The sequence below is a fragment of the Vibrio sp. 10N.286.48.B8 genome, from assembly GCF_003050085.1.
GTDB classification, from domain to species: domain Bacteria; phylum Pseudomonadota; class Gammaproteobacteria; order Enterobacterales; family Vibrionaceae; genus Vibrio; species Vibrio crassostreae.
Genome location: NZ_PIGD01000014.1, coordinates 78,760 through 95,856, shown reverse-complemented (window position 1 = coordinate 95,856; position 17,097 = coordinate 78,760). Strand labels below are relative to the sequence as shown.

12 protein-coding genes are annotated in these 17,097 nt (G+C 46.4%); 5 read left to right on the top strand and 7 right to left on the bottom strand.

Annotated elements, in window-relative coordinates; translation table 11 throughout:
- Positions 1–51: 51 nt before the first annotated feature.
- Both argB and argC read right to left on the bottom strand, forming a co-directional pair.
- The gene (gene argB / locus CWO08_RS16410; protein WP_108020785.1) at positions 52–840 is read right to left on the bottom strand and encodes an acetylglutamate kinase; all 789 of its coding nucleotides are present in this window, start codon (positions 838–840) and stop codon (positions 52–54) included.
- A gap of 12 nt (positions 841–852) precedes the next feature.
- On the bottom strand, positions 853–1,857 hold the full coding sequence (gene argC / locus CWO08_RS16405) for an N-acetyl-gamma-glutamyl-phosphate reductase (protein WP_108020784.1): 1,005 nt from the start codon (positions 1,855–1,857) through the stop codon (positions 853–855).
- 154 nt (positions 1,858–2,011) lie between these two features.
- On the opposite strand from argC, the gene argE reads away from it, so the two are divergent.
- From argE to CWO08_RS16390, 3 genes are all read left to right on the top strand, one after another.
- Entirely contained in the window at positions 2,012–3,148 is a 1,137-nt protein-coding gene (argE, locus tag CWO08_RS16400; RefSeq protein ID WP_050619829.1) for an acetylornithine deacetylase, read from the top strand.
- A 251-nt stretch (positions 3,149–3,399) separates the two neighbouring features.
- On the top strand, positions 3,400–6,036 hold the full coding sequence (ppc, locus tag CWO08_RS16395) for a phosphoenolpyruvate carboxylase (RefSeq protein ID WP_170960799.1): 2,637 nt from the start codon (positions 3,400–3,402) through the stop codon (positions 6,034–6,036).
- 349 nt (positions 6,037–6,385) lie between these two features.
- The gene (locus CWO08_RS16390) at positions 6,386–6,925 is read left to right on the top strand and encodes a PadR family transcriptional regulator (protein ID WP_017061141.1); all 540 of its coding nucleotides are present in this window, start codon (positions 6,386–6,388) and stop codon (positions 6,923–6,925) included.
- 165 nt (positions 6,926–7,090) lie between these two features.
- Here the strand turns inward: CWO08_RS16390 and metF are convergent, their stop codons facing one another.
- The 3 genes from metF to CWO08_RS16375 form a co-directional block, all read right to left on the bottom strand.
- Complete coding sequence (metF, locus tag CWO08_RS16385; RefSeq protein ID WP_029405383.1) at positions 7,091–7,990, bottom strand: methylenetetrahydrofolate reductase; 900 nt, start codon at positions 7,988–7,990, stop codon at positions 7,091–7,093.
- Between the two features lie 276 nt (positions 7,991–8,266).
- A complete protein-coding gene (locus CWO08_RS16380; RefSeq protein ID WP_108020783.1) occupies positions 8,267–10,678 on the bottom strand; it encodes a bifunctional aspartate kinase/homoserine dehydrogenase II in 2,412 nt (803 codons plus the stop codon).
- A gap of 2 nt (positions 10,679–10,680) precedes the next feature.
- Positions 10,681–11,862, bottom strand: a complete 1,182-nt coding sequence (locus CWO08_RS16375) for an O-succinylhomoserine (thiol)-lyase (protein ID WP_102433313.1) — start codon at positions 11,860–11,862, stop codon at positions 10,681–10,683.
- A gap of 208 nt (positions 11,863–12,070) precedes the next feature.
- Here CWO08_RS16375 and metJ point away from each other — a divergent pair, with 208 nt between their 5' ends.
- Positions 12,071–12,391, top strand: a complete 321-nt coding sequence (metJ, locus tag CWO08_RS16365; protein WP_004415993.1) for a met regulon transcriptional regulator MetJ — start codon at positions 12,071–12,073, stop codon at positions 12,389–12,391.
- Between the two features lie 163 nt (positions 12,392–12,554).
- Here metJ and CWO08_RS16360 read toward each other — a convergent pair whose 3' ends face one another.
- Both CWO08_RS16360 and rpmE read right to left on the bottom strand, forming a co-directional pair.
- Positions 12,555–13,844, bottom strand: coding sequence for a malic enzyme-like NAD(P)-binding protein (locus tag CWO08_RS16360; RefSeq protein WP_108020782.1), 1,290 nt, complete (start codon positions 13,842–13,844; stop codon positions 12,555–12,557).
- A 334-nt stretch (positions 13,845–14,178) separates the two neighbouring features.
- The gene (gene rpmE / locus CWO08_RS16355) at positions 14,179–14,397 is read right to left on the bottom strand and encodes a 50S ribosomal protein L31 (protein WP_004737142.1); all 219 of its coding nucleotides are present in this window, start codon (positions 14,395–14,397) and stop codon (positions 14,179–14,181) included.
- 331 nt (positions 14,398–14,728) lie between these two features.
- Here rpmE and priA point away from each other — a divergent pair, with 331 nt between their 5' ends.
- On the top strand, positions 14,729–16,930 hold the full coding sequence (gene priA / locus CWO08_RS16350) for a primosomal protein N' (protein ID WP_102530067.1): 2,202 nt from the start codon (positions 14,729–14,731) through the stop codon (positions 16,928–16,930).
- Positions 16,931–17,097: the final 167 nt, after the last annotated feature.

The following is a 17,097-nucleotide window of genomic DNA, read 5'->3' as shown; positions in this document are numbered from 1 at the left end:
TATGTTTATTTAATTTGTCTAAATTCTTTAAGTAGTGACTCGTTGTAAGACCTACTGAGGTAAAAACTGTGTTCCTATGCTTTTACCTGAAAACAGTTGTGTTAGCTTTTCTGGGTATCGCCAAGTGGCAACTTCGATTGGTCGTCCAAGGTCGTTAGCGGCTTCTAGTGCAGCTTGAACCTTAACGATCATGCCGTCAGTAATCACTTTGCCTGTAATAAGGTCATCAGCTTGCTGTTGATTAAGGCTTGGAATGAGGTGGCCTTTGCCATCCAACACACCACTTACATCAGAAAGTAGCACCAGTTCAGCATCAAGTGCGCCTGCAACGGCAACCGCTGCTTGATCGGCATTGACGTTCATCAGTTGGCCTTGCTCAGTCAGACCAATTGAGCTAATGATTGGCAGTGCGCCCGCATTAAGAATCGCTTGCAGAACGGTTGAGTCGCCCGGCTCCGCTTTTCCTACTGCGCCCAGCTCAGGGTTCAGTTCGCTCACTTTGCATAAACCACCATCTGCAAGGCTCAAACCAACGGCATTGATACCATCTTTAATTGCCTGACCTTGAAGTAGTTTGTTGGCCGTGCCCGCTAGTGCACCAGCGATCACAGGGATCTGGTCATAAGGAGTAACACGTAGCCCTTCTTTCTTGACGGTTTCGAGGTTCAACTTATTCATCAAATTATCAACAAGGTAACCACCACCGTGAACAATCACGATTGGTCGTTCTGCCTGTTGTTGGTAAGTAGAGATAGCTCCAAATAACTTGCTAAGTGTTTCACCACAAGATAGCGCAGCGCCACCTAACTTTATGATTAATGGTTGATTATTAAGGCTCATATCTAGATTTCCTTACACTAACGCAGTTAATGGCGCAAAACCATAACGTAAATTTAAACACTGCATCGCTTGGCTAGATGCACCCTTCAATAAGTTATCAATCGCTGAAACAACGATGATGTGCTGACCTTGAACCTTCCAACCTAAATCACAGAAAGGCGTCTGTTCTACGTCTTGAATTCTTGGCAATGTCTCTTCGAGTAATCTCACCGCAGGTTTATCTTGGTAAGCTTGCTCAAAGACATCTTGTATCTGTTGTTCTGTCACGCCTTCAGCCAATTTCATGGTGATGGTCGCTAAAATACCGCGCTTAAAGTTGCCGAGGTGCGGAGTAAAAATCACATCACATCCTAAATGTGCAGCCATTTCAGGCTGATGACGGTGATTGAATACGCCGTAAGCTTGCAGACTCACTTCGCAGAAGCTGTTAACCATAGTCGCCTTACGACCCGCTCCAGTAACCCCGCTGGTCGCGTTAATCACCGGCCATTGGTTCTCATCCAGCAACTTCGCTTCAACCAAAGGCTTAATCGCCAATTGTGATGCGGTTGGATAACAACCCGCGACTGCGACAAGTTGAGCCTCTTTAATCGCTTGCTCATTCCATTCCGCTAAACCGTAAGCGGCTTTATCTAGCCATTGTTCGTGTTGGTGTTCAAAGCCGTAGAACTCTTGGTAGAAGTTCTCGCCTTTAACTCTGAATGCACCCGATAGATCGAACACTTGGCAATCGTTCTCTAGAAAAATTGGCGCTAGGTCGTGACTTACTTCGTGTGCGGTAGCTAAGAAAATCACATCAGACTGTTTAGCCACTTCTTCCGGATTCGTTAACGGCTGTACTGGCATATCAATCAAGCCAGCTAACTTACCGTGCAGTGCCGCAATAGGTTTACCTGCGTCTACACTATTGGCTGAGACATATAAACCTGATAGCGTGAGCTCAGGGTGTCTGTTTATCATTAAAGCCAGTTCTGCTCCTGTGTAGCCGCTTGCGCCAATGATCGTGGTTTTCAACATCTCAACACATCCATTCCTGAGGTAAGTTACATTTCAAAATTTGACTATTCATACTTAATTTTTGGCTTTATTTGATTTCTTATGCATTAAATATGATTTAATATGTGTTTTACCGACTTATGGTTTTCCTGTCAATAGTAGAAGTGAAGATATTATGCAATTACCGAGTTTTCTTGAGGTCTACAAAGGCCTAATTTCCACCGACTCTATTAGTTCTACCGATCCAAGCTGGGATCATGGCAACGAAAAAGTGATCGAAAAAATGGCTCAATGGTTTAAAGACTTGGGCTTTAGCGTTGAGGTCGTGGAGGTCGAGCCCGGCAAGCATAATATGGTCGCAAAGATGGGCTCAGGTGAAGGTGGCTTGTTATTAGCGGGACACAGCGACACAGTGCCATTCGATGAAGGACGTTGGAACTTCGATCCTCACGCACTAACAGAACACAACAATCGCTTCTATGGGTTAGGCACGGCCGATATGAAAGGCTTTTTCGCTTTCGTTTATGAAGCGGCAAAGAAGATGGATTGGAGCAAACAGACCAAGCCGCTATATGTATTGGCCACCTGCGATGAAGAGACCACCATGTTAGGTGCGCGTCATTTCACTGAAAATGCGCCGTTTAAGCCGGATTACTGCATCATTGGTGAGCCAACCAGCCTTGTGCCTATACGTGGTCATAAAGGTCATGTCGCCAATGCCGTGCGAGTAACCGGTAAATCAGGTCACTCTTCGGATCCTGCATTAGGTGTCAACGCCATCGAAATCATGCATGAAGTGCTGTTTGCTTTGATGCAGCTGCGTGACAAGTTAGTTAAAGAGTATCACCACCCGGGTTTCGCGATTCCAAGTCCGACGCTAAATCTGGGGCATATTCACGGCGGTGATAGCGCTAACCGAATCTGTGGCTGTTGTGAACTACATTACGACGTTCGTCCTTTACCAGGCATCAGCTTAGATGGGTTGGATAACATGCTGCGCAGCGCACTCAAGGAAGTAGAAGCAAAATGGCCGGGCAGAATTGAGATTACTCCGCTGCATGAGCCGATTCCGGGTTACGAGTGCCAACACGACCATCCATTTATTGGTGGTATGGAATCGGTGTGCGAGATTGAATCGCAAACCGTGAACTACTGTACAGAGGCACCTTTCCTTCAAGAGCTGTGTCCAACCTTAGTACTAGGTCCGGGGTCAATCGACCAGGCTCACCAACCGGATGAGTTCTTAAGCTTCGATTTTATTGACCCTACAATTGATGTTCTGAGTAAATCGATCCGTAAATATTGTTTCTAGTTATTGCTACCCGTTCGATATTTTTATACAAAAGCCACCCAAAAAGGTGGCTTTTATTCTGTTATCTCTGACATAGCCTGTTCTTGTAATTAAATTTCACTTTATTCCACAGTATTGAAAAATTTACTTCTCCCACATTTCTAAACCTAATAATTGCAAACTTAGAATGCTTTATTTGACTAGATACAGCAGTTTTCGCTAGATTGTGTACTTAACAAGGAACAATGGATGTAATTTTTTTACGAGGCAGGATGACAATGAACGAGAAATACGCCGCTCTCAAGAGTAACGTAAGCATGCTGGGACGCTTGCTAGGTAACACAATCCAAGATGCACATGGTGACGTTATCTTAGAGAAAGTGGAAACTATCCGTAAACTTTCCAAATCCGCCCGCGCAGGCAACAAAGCTGACCGTGACAGCCTAGTTGAAGAAATCAAAAACCTGCCGAACGAACAACTCACTCCTGTTGCTCGTGCATTTAACCAATTTCTCAACCTCACCAACATGGCAGAGCAGTACCACACCATCTCTCGCCACTGTGAGGAGCATGTTTGCGAACCAGACGTGCTGCAATCTCTATTTTCCAAATTAAACCAAAACGACATCAGCAAGCTAGATGCGGCTCAAGCTGTTCGCGACCTGAACATTGAACTCGTTTTGACTGCACACCCAACAGAAATCACTCGTCGCACCATGATCAACAAGCTGGTTAAGATCAACGAGTGTCTGTCTAAATTAGAATTAAGCGACCTATCACACAAAGAGCGCGTGAAAACCGAACGTCGCCTAGAGCAACTGATCGCTCAAGGTTGGCACTCAGATGTGATTCGTCAACAACGCCCAACGCCACTTGATGAAGCTAAGTGGGGCTTTGCGGTTGTAGAAAACTCTCTATGGGAAGCAGTACCAGATTTTCTACGCGACATGGATGGCCGACTAAAAGGCTACCTTGGTGAAGGCCTGCCGATCGATGCACGCCCAGTACACTTCTCATCTTGGATGGGCGGTGACCGCGATGGTAACCCATTCGTAACGCACACCATCACTAAAGAAGTGCTGCGCCTATCTCGCTGGAAAGCTGCAGACCTTTACCTAGGCGACGTTAATGAGCTGATTACCGAGCTGTCGATGACTAAGTGTAATGATGCGGTTCGTGAACTAGCAGGTGATGAGCACGAAGCTTACCGTGCAATCCTGAAGAGCCTACGCACTCTGCTGAACAACACGCTAGAAGTGCTGGATGCAAAACTGCATGATGCTGAAGTACCGAAGAAAGAAACACTGCAGAACATCGACCAACTTTGGACACCACTTTACGCGTGTTACCAATCGCTGCACGAATGTGGCATGGGCGTAATCGCAGATGGTTCTCTGCTTGATACCCTACGTCGCCTAAAAGCATTCGGTGTGCATTTAGTTCGTCTCGATGTTCGTCAAGAAAGTACACGTCACTCAGATGTCCTATCTGAACTGACTCGCTACCTAGGCATTGGCGATTACGACCAGTGGAGCGAGCAAGACAAGATTGCTTTCTTAACCAATGAATTAAGCTCAAAACGCCCACTGCTACCGCGCGACTGGGAGCCATCTGAACAGGTGAAAGAGGTTTTAGACACCTGTAAGGTAATTGCAGCTCAACCTCGTGAAGCCTTCGGCGCTTATGTGATTTCTATGGCTCGTACTGCATCGGATGTACTGGCTGTTCACTTGCTTCTGCAAGAATGTGGTTGCCCATACCGCATGGACGTATGTCCACTGTTCGAAACGCTAGACGATTTGAACAACTCAGAAGCGGTAATGAAGCAGCTAATGAGCATCGACTTGTACCGTGGATTTATCCAGAACCACCAAATGGTGATGATCGGATACTCTGACTCAGCGAAAGATGCGGGTGTAATGTCTGCTGGTTGGGCTCAGTATGATGCGATGGACAAGCTGGTTAAGGTTTGTGATGAAGAAGGCATTGAACTGACTCTATTCCACGGTCGTGGCGGTACGGTTGGTCGTGGTGGTGCGCCAGCGCACGCTGCTCTCCTTTCTCAGCCACCTAAGAGCTTGAAAGGCGGTTTACGTGTAACTGAGCAAGGCGAAATGATCCGCTTTAAGCTTGGTTTACCAGACGTTGCTGTAAACAGCTTTAACCTTTACGCAAGTGCGATTCTAGAAGCGAACCTTCTGCCGCCACCAGAGCCAAAACAAGAGTGGCGCGACCTAATGGAAGTGCTGTCTCAAGTCTCTTGTGAGGCTTACCGTAACGTGGTTCGTGGTGAAGAGAAATTCGTACCTTACTTCCGTCAAGCGACGCCTGAACTGGAGCTAGGTAAACTGCCTCTTGGTTCTCGCCCTGCAAAACGTAACCCGAATGGCGGCGTAGAAAGCCTACGTGCAATTCCATGGATCTTCTCTTGGAGCCAAAACCGTTTGGTACTTCCTGCATGGCTAGGTGCTGGTGAAGCCATTCAATACTCTGTAGACCAAGGCCATCAAGCGCTACTGGAAGAGATGTGTCGTGAATGGCCATTCTTCTCAACTCGTCTGGGTATGTTGGAAATGGTGTACTCGAAGTGCAACATGGAAATTGCGAAGTACTACGATCAACGTCTTGTTGACGAAGAGCTATTGCCTCTGGGTGAGTTACTGCGTGAACAGCTACAAAAAGACATCAAAGCGGTACTGAATGTAGAAAATAACGAGAACTTGATGCAGAGCGACCCTTGGGGGCTTGAGTCAATTCGCTTACGTAACATCTACGTTGAGCCACTAAACATGCTTCAAGCAGAACTGCTTTACCGTACTCGTAAGTGTGAAACACCACCAGCAGAGCTAGAAGAAGCGCTAATGGTGACGATTGCAGGCATTGCAGCAGGTATGCGAAACACTGGTTAATTAGTGATTCCTACTATAAAAAGAACAAAAGGTCGCCACGCACGACCTTTTTGTTTTGCAAAATAACCACTAGTGAGTATTTTGTCAGTTTTTTGGGTTATTTTGTCCATGTATTCTACTTTATGCTTATTATTTAGATATACTACTGCTCCGCTGCGGAAACACTCCAAAAAAATAATCTGCAGCAATTTGACCAATAAACTGGTCAACCTAGGTGATAAACGGCTTTGTAAGGTGACATAACCAACCGATGAGTTGGTGCTACTTAAACATAACCAATATAACGTGCCATTAGAAGCACACTTGTTGTTTAAGTATTTGTTTACTGTTTACCATTTGGATTTCAGACATGTCATTACCACACGTAATTCTAACCGTTTTAAGTACACGCGATGCTACTGGTTACGATATCACAAAAGAATTCTCCGCAAGCATTGGTTACTTCTGGAAAGCTAGCCACCAACAAGTTTACCGCGAGCTAAATAAAATGGCTCAGAACGACCAGGTAACTTGCGTGCTTGAGCCTCAAGAAGGCAAACCTGATCGTAAAGTTTACTCTATCACTGATGCTGGCCGTGGCGCGCTAGGTGAATGGTTTGAACAACCAACTGCACACCCAACCGTTCGTGACGAGTTCTCAGCTAAGCTAATGGCTTGCGCTGTACAACCTTCTGACGCTTACCGTGTACAACTTGCTGAGCTAGTAGAAGAGTCTCGCAAACTGGTTTCTCACTACCGTGAAATCGAAGCGGCTTACTACGCAACGCCATCAACTCTAGACAAGCAAGCACGCCTTGAGCGTCTTACTCTTCGTCGTAACCTACTTATCCGTGAAGCATGGATTGTATGGGCTGAAGAAGTACTGCTTGAACTTGGCGCTCTTGCTTAAGTTAAGCTAGAAGCTAGAAGCTAGAAGCTAGAAGCTAGAAGCTAGAAGCTAGAAAAGCAAAAGGCTTGAACTCTATGAGTCCAAGCCTTTTTTGTATCTATAGGATTTGAAATTTTACAGTCAGAGGCTTTTTACAAACGCTTAGGCTTTACTTCTAGACTTTGCTTAAAGCGCAGCGACTTGCGGACGAACACCTAATGTGTGGCAAAGTGCGTAAGTCATTTCTGCACGGTTTAGCGTGTAGAAGTGGAAGTCTTTCACACCTTCGCGGCTCAGTGTACGAACCATATCAATCGCTTGGCTAGCACCAACAAGCTGACGAGTCGTTGGATCATCATCCAAACCTTCAAACTGCTTCGCCATCCAACCCGGTACTTTTACGTTGTTCATCGCAGCAAAGCGAGACGCTTGCTTGAAGTTAGAAACCGGTAGGATGCCCGGAACAATTTCAACATCTACACCAGCCGCCACACAGCGGTCTCGGAAACGTAGGTAGCTTTCAACATCGAAGAAGAACTGAGTGATAGCACGGTTAGCACCCGCATCGACTTTACGCTTAAGGTTAATAAGATCCGATTGAGCGCTTTTTGCTTCAGGGTGAACCTCAGGGAATGCCGCTACTGAGATATCAAAATCGTGGCGAGATTTAAGTAGCTCGACTAGGTCAGATGCGTACATATCTGGCGCGCCGCCGCCTGCTGGAATATCACCACGCAACGCAACAATACTCTCGATACCATTCGCCCAGTAATCGTCGGCAATTTGAATCAGCTCTTCGCGACTCGCATCAATACACGTTAGGTGCGGTGCAGCCACTAGGCCGGTTTGGTTCTTAATTTCTTTAATGATTGAGTGAGTACGGTCACGTTCGCCCGAGTTTGCACCGTAAGTTACCGATACAAACTTTGGTTGAAGTGTTTTAAGACGGTGAACAGAATTCCACAGGGTCTCTTCCATCTTCTCATTGCTTGGTGGAAAAAACTCAAATGACACATTGATGTTGTCAGAAAGCTCAGCGATATTCTGATTTAAAGCGTCGATATGACTAGCGTGTGTGTATCCCATCTTACTCTCCCTGTGGCAAAAGCAACCACTAAAAACTCAAATCCTTAAACGACGTTTAGACGTCTATATGTCTGTAGAATGTATTGAATACGATTTAATGTCAACAGATCCATTATGAATTTTTTTCAAGTAGATCGTGAGTAAAACTCAAGTCGTTAGATGGGTCGCAAAGCAGAAATAAGGAAGAAAAAAGGCTGAGAAACACATCGTGCTTTCAGCCTCATTTATCTTAGTGAATAGTATGCTATTTAGACACTAAACCAACCGATCTGAAAATCAAAACAGGCTAGACATTCTGTTTAGGTCAGATTGAATTGCACCAGCTGTGACTTCACGTCCTGCACCCGGGCCACGGATAACCAATGGATTATCTTTGTACCATTTGCTCTCAATCGCAAAGATATTATCGCAAGGCAACAAGTTCGCCAGAGCATGTTCTTTGGACAGAGCTTCAACGCCTACGGTTGCCTTACCATTCTTTTCCAAACGCGCTACGTAACGTAGAACCTTCTGCTGAGAATGTGCTTTCTCTAAACGCTCAGCCAACTCTTCGCTCAGTACAGAAGCTTTATCGAAGAAGTCATCCACTGATAGCTCTTGCAGCTCTGTTGGTACAAGAGATTCCACCTTGACGTTTTCAGGTTCGATATCTAAACCCGATTCACGCGCTAGAATCACCAGCTTACGCATCACGTCTGAACCATCTAGGTCAGCACGCGGGTCTGGTTCAGTCAGGCCTTGTTGCCATGCTAAGTCGACCAACTCGCTGAATGGCACTGTGCCATCAAACTGTTGGAACAACCAAGACAGCGTGCCTGAGAAAATACCTGACAACGCAATAATGTCATCGCCGCTTTCACGCAAGTCACGTACTGTGTGGTTGATAGGTAAGCCTGCACCCACTGTCGCGTTGTACAACCAATGACGGCTGATCTTAGCGAAAGCATCTTGTACTTGATGGTAATACTCGCTCGATGCAGAACCAGCCACCTTGTTAGCCGAGATCAGGTGGATACCTTGTTGCGCAATTTGTAGGTACTTTGCTGCAAGCACTGGGCTTGCCGTAACATCTAACACAACCGCTTCATCGTAGCCCTGAATAGAACCTAAACGCTCTAACCAGTCATTACCATTGTTAGCAATCGCTTCATCGTCAAAACACTTACTCACTGAGGTCGCATCAATGCCTTGATCGTCGAACCAATAGGTTTGGCTATCAACCACGGCAACCAATTCAAAGTTCATTCCACGGCGCTTTTCAAGTTCCGCTTTTTGCTCTGCAAACAGGCTTAACCAGCTTGAACCAATGTTGCCCTTACCACACAAGGCTATCGCAACACGCTTCTGCGCTTGGAACAGTTGAGAGTGAATGCCTTTCACTAGGCTTGATGTTTCACTCTTACGAATGACTGCCACCAAGCTTAAGCCTGAGTTCGCTTCTGAGATGAACTCAACCGGCGAGCTCTTAAGTTGTTGGTAGAAACCGTAGCAATGGTTCGGGTTCTTAGTCACACCCGCACCCACAGCAGCAATCAGAGAAAAACCTTCTTTAAGCTTAATCTCAGCTTCAATCGCGTGGTCTTGAAGATATTCTAATGCACCACCAGCTATCTCTTCCGTGTAGGCAAGACGCAAGCAGTGTTGATCCGGTTCAAGCTCATAGGCAAGCGGCTCCAGTTGAGCACGCTTAAGCCCTTCAAGGACTTCACTCTCGAGACGGTCGAAATCATGGCCGTGCCCAAAGGTCAGTTGCACGATAAGCACTTCATCCAGAGAGGTAATGATTTTGGCGCCACGACCCGATGCCAGTACGCGCTCAATCTGTGTAGAGCCCGCCTCCGGCTGGTAGCTGCAGCGTAAGCTGAGATCCATAGCACTTTGAGCCACAGGCTGTAGCGTTCGGCTATGAAGCACTGGAGCGGCAAGACGAGCCAATTCACTGGCTTCATCAAGGCGAAGTAGAGGCAGTAGACACGCATCTGAAACCAAACGAGGGTCAGCGCTGTAAACGCCCGCCACATCACTCCAAATCGTCACGCGTTCAACTTCAGCCAAAGCACCAATCACGGTTGCTGAGTAATCCGAACCGTTACGACCAAGTAATACCGTTTCACCCTCGAAGTTCTGAGCCATAAAGCCCGTAATCACCACGCGGCAATGTGCATGCTGCGCTAAGGCTTCTTTGATCAGAGGATAAGAACGTGCGCGGTCAACTTCAGGTTGAGCACCCGCTTCTGCACGTAAAAAGGCACGTGCATCTTGAGCAACTGCTTGTAAGTCATGCTGGCATAACAAAGCAGCGAGTAGACGTGAAGACCAAACCTCACCGTGTCCAAGCACTTTTGCTTTTTGTGCTTCACTTAAAGGAGCCGTTAGCTCCCCCAAAGCGGTAAATTCTTGTTGAATGGTTGCCGTTAGCTGAGCCGAAGACTCACCTTCAAGCAGTGTTTCAATCAGTTCAAGCTGGAACTGACGAAGTGCCTGTAGGCATTCATGAGCAATACGACCATCTTTGTCGAGCGCTTCAACAAATTCAATTAAGCGGTTGGTTGTTTTGCCCGCTGCTGATACCACCACCAAATCAGTTGCTGTTGAGTATTCTCTAAGAATGTTGACCACGCGCTGATAACACTCAGGATTCGCTAAACTGCTGCCACCAAATTTATGTAGCTGGCGAAAGGTTGCCATTATTAACCCTCCCCTTCAGCGATAAAGCCTTGTGTCTTTTCAAACGCTTGCTTGAGGTCGTCAATCAAGTCATCAGCATCTTCAAGGCCAACAGAAAGACGCAGTAACTGTTGAGAAACACCCGCCTCTGCCAGTGCTTCTTCGCCCATCGCACGGTGAGTCATCGACGCAGGGTGACAAATCAAGCTTTCCACACCACCCAGTGATTCAGCCAAAGAGAACAGCTCTAATTTATCGACAAAGTACTTAAGCGCTTCGAATGAACCCGCAAACTCAAAGCTCAACATTGAACCAAAGCCAGACTGCTGTTTCTTCGCAATATCATGACCTGGATGTTCAGGGAGGCTTGGGTGATAAATAGTGCCAACGAGATCTTGCTGCTGCAGAGACGCCAGAATTTCACGTGAGCTTTCTTCGTGAACTCGCATACGCGCACCTAGCGTACGAATACCACGTAAAGTCATGTAGCTATCAAATGGTGTGCCGGTCGCACCAATACAGTTGCCCCACCAGGCTAGCTCTTCAGCGTGCTCTTCTGTCTTAGTGACCACAACGCCACCAATCACATCTGAGTGTCCATTGATGTACTTAGTGGTTGAGTGGATAACAAAATCCGCACCCAGCTCTAAAGGCTTTTGGAACACAGGTGTCAAAAACGTGTTGTCGACAGCAACCAGAGCACCAACCTCTTTCGCTTTGCGGCAAGTTTCTGCAATATCAACCACACGAACCAGTGGATTCGATGGGGTTTCGATTAAGATCAACTTTGGCTTAAGCGCGATCGCCGCATCTAGCGCAGCTTGATCCGATTGATCAACGAACAGAACTTTGAAGTCACCTTTCAGTGAGCGAGTGTTAAACAGACGGTAAGTACCGCCGTAGCAGTCGTGTGGTGCAATAATAAGATCATCGCCACCTAAGAAAGCAGAAACCCATAAGTTAAGCGCCGAAGTACCACAGTTAGTGACCACCGCGCCTTTGCCCGATTCAAGCTCAAACAGTGCAGTTTCTAGTAAACCGCGGTTTGGGTTACCAGAACGGGTGTAATCATACTTTGGCACTTCACCAAAAGCGGGAAACCCATAGTTAGTCGAAAGATAAATAGGTGGGACAACAGCATGGTGTTGCGTGTCTGACTCGATACCAGTACGTACTGCGATGGTTGCTGGCTTCCGGCTGCTCATAGGTGCTTCCTTACAAGTTTTGCGTCTGAGAATCACAGCTGCTTGTCGGCATTTTGCGGCTGTGTTAGATATATGTTATTCACTTTACTTTCATAAACGTGAGACGTCAACACTTCTAGACGTCTATATGTCTTTGCTTATGGCAGTAAATCCCGCTAAAATCACCACTATTAATTTATTCTAACAACTAAAGTGATGAAGGTACGCAATGGCCGACTGGAATGGTGAATACATAAGCCCATATGCTGAGCATGGAAAGAAAAGCGAACAAGTAAAGAAAATTACAGTTTCTATCCCTCTAAAAGTGTTAAAGGTTCTTACTGACGAGCGTACTCGCCGCCAGATTAATAACCTACGCCATGCAACAAACAGTGAGCTACTGTGCGAAGCCTTTCTACATGCGTACACAGGCCAACCACTACCAACGGATGAAGACCTTCGTAAAGATCGTCCTGACGATATCCCTGCTGAAGTTAAAAAACTGATGACAGAAATGGGTATCGAGTTCGAAGCGTTTGACGAAGAATAAAACAACTCAGTCACTGCCTTCATTATTGATTCGCTATAGCTGACCCATCTATCACATTATGCATTGCGTTTTTATGACTACGCTGCGAATGATAGACATAAAAAAACCGACTCCAGATGAGTCGGTTTTTTATTATCCTTTTCTCTCAATAGAGCAGCAGCTACTACGCCATGTAGTTAGCAGGCATCTCGATACGAGCTACGCCAGATTCAACAGCCGCTTCCGCAACTGCTCGTGCTACGCGAGGAAGTAGACGTGGGTCCATTGGCTTAGGAATGATGTAGCCTTTACCAAATTCCAGTGCGGTCTCACCCGCCGCTGCTAGTACTTCAGCTGGAACTGCTTCTTTCGCCAGTTCACGAATCGCTTTAACCGCCGCTAGCTTCATTTCGTCATTGATTTCGCTTGCACGCACATCTAATGCACCACGGAAAATGAATGGGAAACAAAGTACGTTGTTTACTTGGTTAGGGTAATCACTACGGCCTGTACCCATGATAAGGTCAGAACGAACTTCGTGTGCAAGCTCAGGTTTGATCTCTGGATCTGGGTTTGAACATGCAAACACAACTGGCTTATCAGCCATCAACGTTAGTGCTTCAGCAGGCAGTAGGTTAGGACCCGATACACCTAAGAACAGGTCAGCGCCTTCGATAACATCTTCAAGTGTGCGCTTATCCGTGTTGTTTGCGAATAGCTCTTTGTATTCGTTCAGATCATCACGACGAGTGTGAATCACGCCTTTACGGTCAAGCATGTAAATCTTCTCACGCTGAGCGCCACACTTAATCAGTAGTTCCATACATGCAACCGCTGCTGCGCCAGCACCTAAACAAACGATCTTACACTCTTCAAGTTTCTTACCTTGAAGTTCGATCGCGTTCAGCATACCCGCTGCCGTTACAATCGCAGTACCGTGTTGGTCATCGTGGAATACCGGTACATCACAACGCTCAATCAGGCGACGTTCAATCTCAAAACAGTCTGGTGCTTTGATGTCTTCCAGGTTAATACCGCCGAATGTATCTGCGATATTCGCAACCGTATCAACGAACTCATCGATTGTGCGGTGTTTTACTTCAATATCGATAGAATCTAAACCAGCAAAACGCTTAAACAGTAGCGCTTTACCTTCCATTACAGGTTTAGAAGCAATAGGACCAAGGTTACCTAGGCCAAGAATCGCTGTACCGTTAGAGATAACAGCAACCATGTTGCCCTTACCTGTGTACTTATAGACGTTATCAACGTTCTGTGCGATCTCGCGAACAGGCTCAGCCACGCCTGGGCTGTATGCAAGTGCTAGGTCTTCTGCAGAGTTTGCAGACTTCGTCAGTTCTACGGCAATTTTGCCTGGAATCGGGAACTCATGATAATCAAGAGCTTGCTGACGGAATTGTTCTTGAGGCGATAATTCTTGAGAGGATTGAGCTTGGCTGCTGTCTTCAGACATAGGTGTAGGTTCCTAGGATATTATTATTTGGGGGATCTTGTTCATGTTAATGGATGTACTTCAAAGTTCCTAGGTGGTTGGAGCCTCTGTCTCATTAAAAAACGAGATTTCACTACTAATAAGACCAGTGAGCAGTTGAAATTACTGTCGCTTGTTGAACTTTCGAGCTGAATTTTGGTGAAGAGAGATACGCAAGGAATTGCCCTGCAATAGAAAGGTAGGCACCTTAATCGTTGGGCGGGATTGAAGCTTGAATGAAAATCAGTGCTTTCTTAAATTGCAGGCAACAAAAAAGGACACCGAAGTGTCCTTTTTCATGTCTAAATAGCGAGAATTACTTCTTGCTAGAAAGAGCACCAAAACGCTTGTTGAAGCGATCAACACGGCCGCCAGTATCTACGATACGTTGCTTACCAGTGTAGAACGGGTGACATTTGTCACATACGTCTAGGTGGATAGATTCTTTTGCAAGAGTTGAGTTGAACTCAAATGTGTTGCCGCAAGAACAAGTTGCAGTAACTGCTTTGTATTCTGGGTGGATTCCAGCTTTCATGGGATAACCTCAAGTAGGCCGTGTCGCTATACGATTCTAAGCCGCACACCACACGTAGTTTAAAAAAGAAATAAAGACACCGCATCGACACAAAAGAGTGATGAAGCCATACCTTTAAGGCGCAGTATAGTAATGAATCTATAAGGTAGGATCAACTGATTTGATACATTTTTCACCAATTCTCTCTTTATTTCCTTTATCGGCCTGAGATTTCGGGCTGTCGTTGTCTGTATACGCTAACTCGCCGCCTTCAACCAAACTGCTTCTCGAATTTAAGCGCCTTATCCTTTAGACTGTTCGCTCTCGTCAACTCAGATAAAGCCGTCCCTTTATGCGTCCAATGATTGCCCGTGTGGCGCTGCCTGTTCCACTCGACAAGCAGTTCGATTACAAGATTCCAAACCACCTATTTCCGATTATTGGTGGACGAGTCTCTGTGCCTTTTGGACGACAAACCTTAACCGGTGTTGTAACGGCTCTGGTTAACGAATCTGAATTCGAGCTCGATAAGCTCAAACCCATTAAAGCCTTATTAGACAATCAGCCCGTTTGGCCGGAATCTGTCTATTCACTGTTAATGTGGTGTAGTCATTTTTATCAGTACCCTCTTGGCGAAACCTTTGCTAACGCCCTTCCGAGCGCTCTAAGAAAAGGCAAAGCCGCCGACTTCGCGACGCTGGTTGAATGGCAGTTAACGCCATCAGGCAAAGACCAACTGATGCAAGGTTTTGGTCGCGCGGTCAAGCAAGCCAAAGTGATGCACATGCTTGAGCACGGCCCGGTTCCTCATCAAGAGTTCATTGATGAAGAAGTTGGCAGCGCCGTACTCAAAACGCTAGAAGAGAAAGGCTGGATTGAATCGGTAGAGAAAAAGCCGAAGCGTCAACCGTGGCCAGTTGAACTTGAGAACGACCAAGACAAACCTAAGCTCAATGCCGAACAAGCCATCGCGATTGCGACCGTAAATAGCCAAACCGACTTTGGTTGTTTCCTGTTAGAAGGCGTCACTGGCTCAGGTAAGACCGAGGTTTACCTGAATATGATTAAGCCGATTCTCGATCAAGGTAAACAAGCGTTAGTACTCGTGCCTGAGATTGGCCTCACCCCTCAAACGATTAACCGCTTTAAGCGACGCTTTAATGTGCCTGTTGAGGTTATCCACTCGGGTTTAAACGATTCTGAGCGACTGAATGCTTGGTTATCAGCGCGCGATAAAATAGCAGGTATCGTAATTGGTACCCGTTCGGCTCTGTTCACGCCGTTTGCGGATCTGGGTATTATCATTGTCGACGAAGAGCACGATGCTTCTTATAAACAGCAAGACAGCCTGCGCTACCACGCTCGTGATGTGGCGATAATGCGTGCTCATAAAGCGCAGATCCCGGTTGTGTTAGGTTCAGCAACACCCGCTTTTGAAACGCTGCATAATGCTCAGATAGGCAAATACAGTTATCTCACCCTTACTTCACGTGCGGGTGTAGCTTTGCCGACCACCAATAAAGTATTGGATGTGAAAGGCGAATATCTGGAAAGTGGTTTGTCTGCGTCGTTAATTGCAGAGATGCAAAGACATCTCAAAGCAGGTAACCAAGTGATGCTGTTTCTCAATCGCCGTGGGTTCTCTCCGGCATTGATGTGTCACGACTGTGGTTGGACAGCTGAATGTAAACGCTGTGATGCTTACTATACCTATCACCAATACAGTAATGAGATGCGCTGCCACCACTGTGGTTCTCAGCAGCATATCGTGCACAATTGCCAAGGTTGTGGGTCTGCGAACTTAGTGACAGTGGGTGTCGGTACCGAGCAGTTAGAGGCTCAGCTTGGCCAACTATTCCCTGAATACAAAACCATTCGTATTGACCGCGACAGCACCCGCCGTAAAGGCAGCTTAGAAAGCGCACTCGAGTCGATTCGTAAGGGTGAATTCCAAATTCTTATCGGCACTCAGATGCTTGCTAAGGGTCATCATTTCCCTGATGTGACACTTGTGGCGTTATTGGATGTCGATGGCTCTTTATACAGCAGTGACTTCCGAGCGTCTGAACGTCTTGCCCAGCTATTCATCCAAGTAGCGGGACGCGCAGGACGAGCAAGCAAACCCGGTGAGGTGATCTTACAGACTCACCACCCAGAACATGGGTTGCTGCAAGCTTTGCTGCATAAAGACTACAACCACTTTGCTCAGACGGCGCTGGCAGAACGTAAGCAGGCAATGTTACCGCCTTATACCTTTATGACTCTGTTTAGAGCAGAAGCCAATGACACTCGCTTGGTGGAAGAGTTCTTGCGTCAGGTTCGTCATACATTAGAATCGCACCCCTTGTTTGACCAATATTGCATGGTTCTAGGCCCCACCCCAGCGCCACTGGCCAAGCGAGCAGGCAAATCACGCTGGCAATTGATTCTACAAACTCAGACTCGTTCGTTAATGCAGAAGTTATTAATGAGTGCGAAGCCGGCAATTAATATGTTACCTGCTGCGAAAAAAGTCCGTTGGTCACTCGATATTGAGCCGCAAGATTTGAGCTAAACCTACTTGGGTTAAAACTAATGATAAGTTTGTTCACAAATATTTCATATTTCTCGTGAGCAACCTCACACTAGTCATGTGATTTTTGTTAATCTAGCCGTAACTTTACACGGATGAAACGAATAAAATATTGCAATAAAAAAAGTGTTAGCAACACTTTCATAATA

Bases quoted from the DNA above. Each gene is read 5' to 3' on its own strand.
- argB (WP_108020785.1), bottom strand. From the start codon at position 840: ATGAGCCTTAATAATCAACCATTAATCATAAAGTTAGGTGGCGCTGCG.
- argC (WP_108020784.1), bottom strand. From the start codon at position 1,857: ATGTTGAAAACCACGATCATTGGCGCAAGCGGCTACACAGGAGCAGAA.
- argE (WP_050619829.1), top strand. From the start codon at position 2,012: ATGCAATTACCGAGTTTTCTTGAGGTCTACAAAGGCCTAATTTCCACC.
- ppc (WP_170960799.1), top strand. From the start codon at position 3,400: ATGACAATGAACGAGAAATACGCCGCTCTCAAGAGTAACGTAAGCATG.
- CWO08_RS16390 (WP_017061141.1), top strand. From the start codon at position 6,386: ATGTCATTACCACACGTAATTCTAACCGTTTTAAGTACACGCGATGCT.
- metF (WP_029405383.1), bottom strand. From the start codon at position 7,990: ATGGGATACACACACGCTAGTCATATCGACGCTTTAAATCAGAATATC.
- CWO08_RS16380 (WP_108020783.1), bottom strand. From the start codon at position 10,678: ATGGCAACCTTTCGCCAGCTACATAAATTTGGTGGCAGCAGTTTAGCG.
- CWO08_RS16375 (WP_102433313.1), bottom strand. From the start codon at position 11,862: ATGAGCAGCCGGAAGCCAGCAACCATCGCAGTACGTACTGGTATCGAG.
- metJ (WP_004415993.1), top strand. From the start codon at position 12,071: ATGGCCGACTGGAATGGTGAATACATAAGCCCATATGCTGAGCATGGA.
- CWO08_RS16360 (WP_108020782.1), bottom strand. From the start codon at position 13,844: ATGTCTGAAGACAGCAGCCAAGCTCAATCCTCTCAAGAATTATCGCCT.
- rpmE (WP_004737142.1), bottom strand. From the start codon at position 14,397: ATGAAAGCTGGAATCCACCCAGAATACAAAGCAGTTACTGCAACTTGT.
- priA (WP_102530067.1), top strand. From the start codon at position 14,729: ATGCGTCCAATGATTGCCCGTGTGGCGCTGCCTGTTCCACTCGACAAG.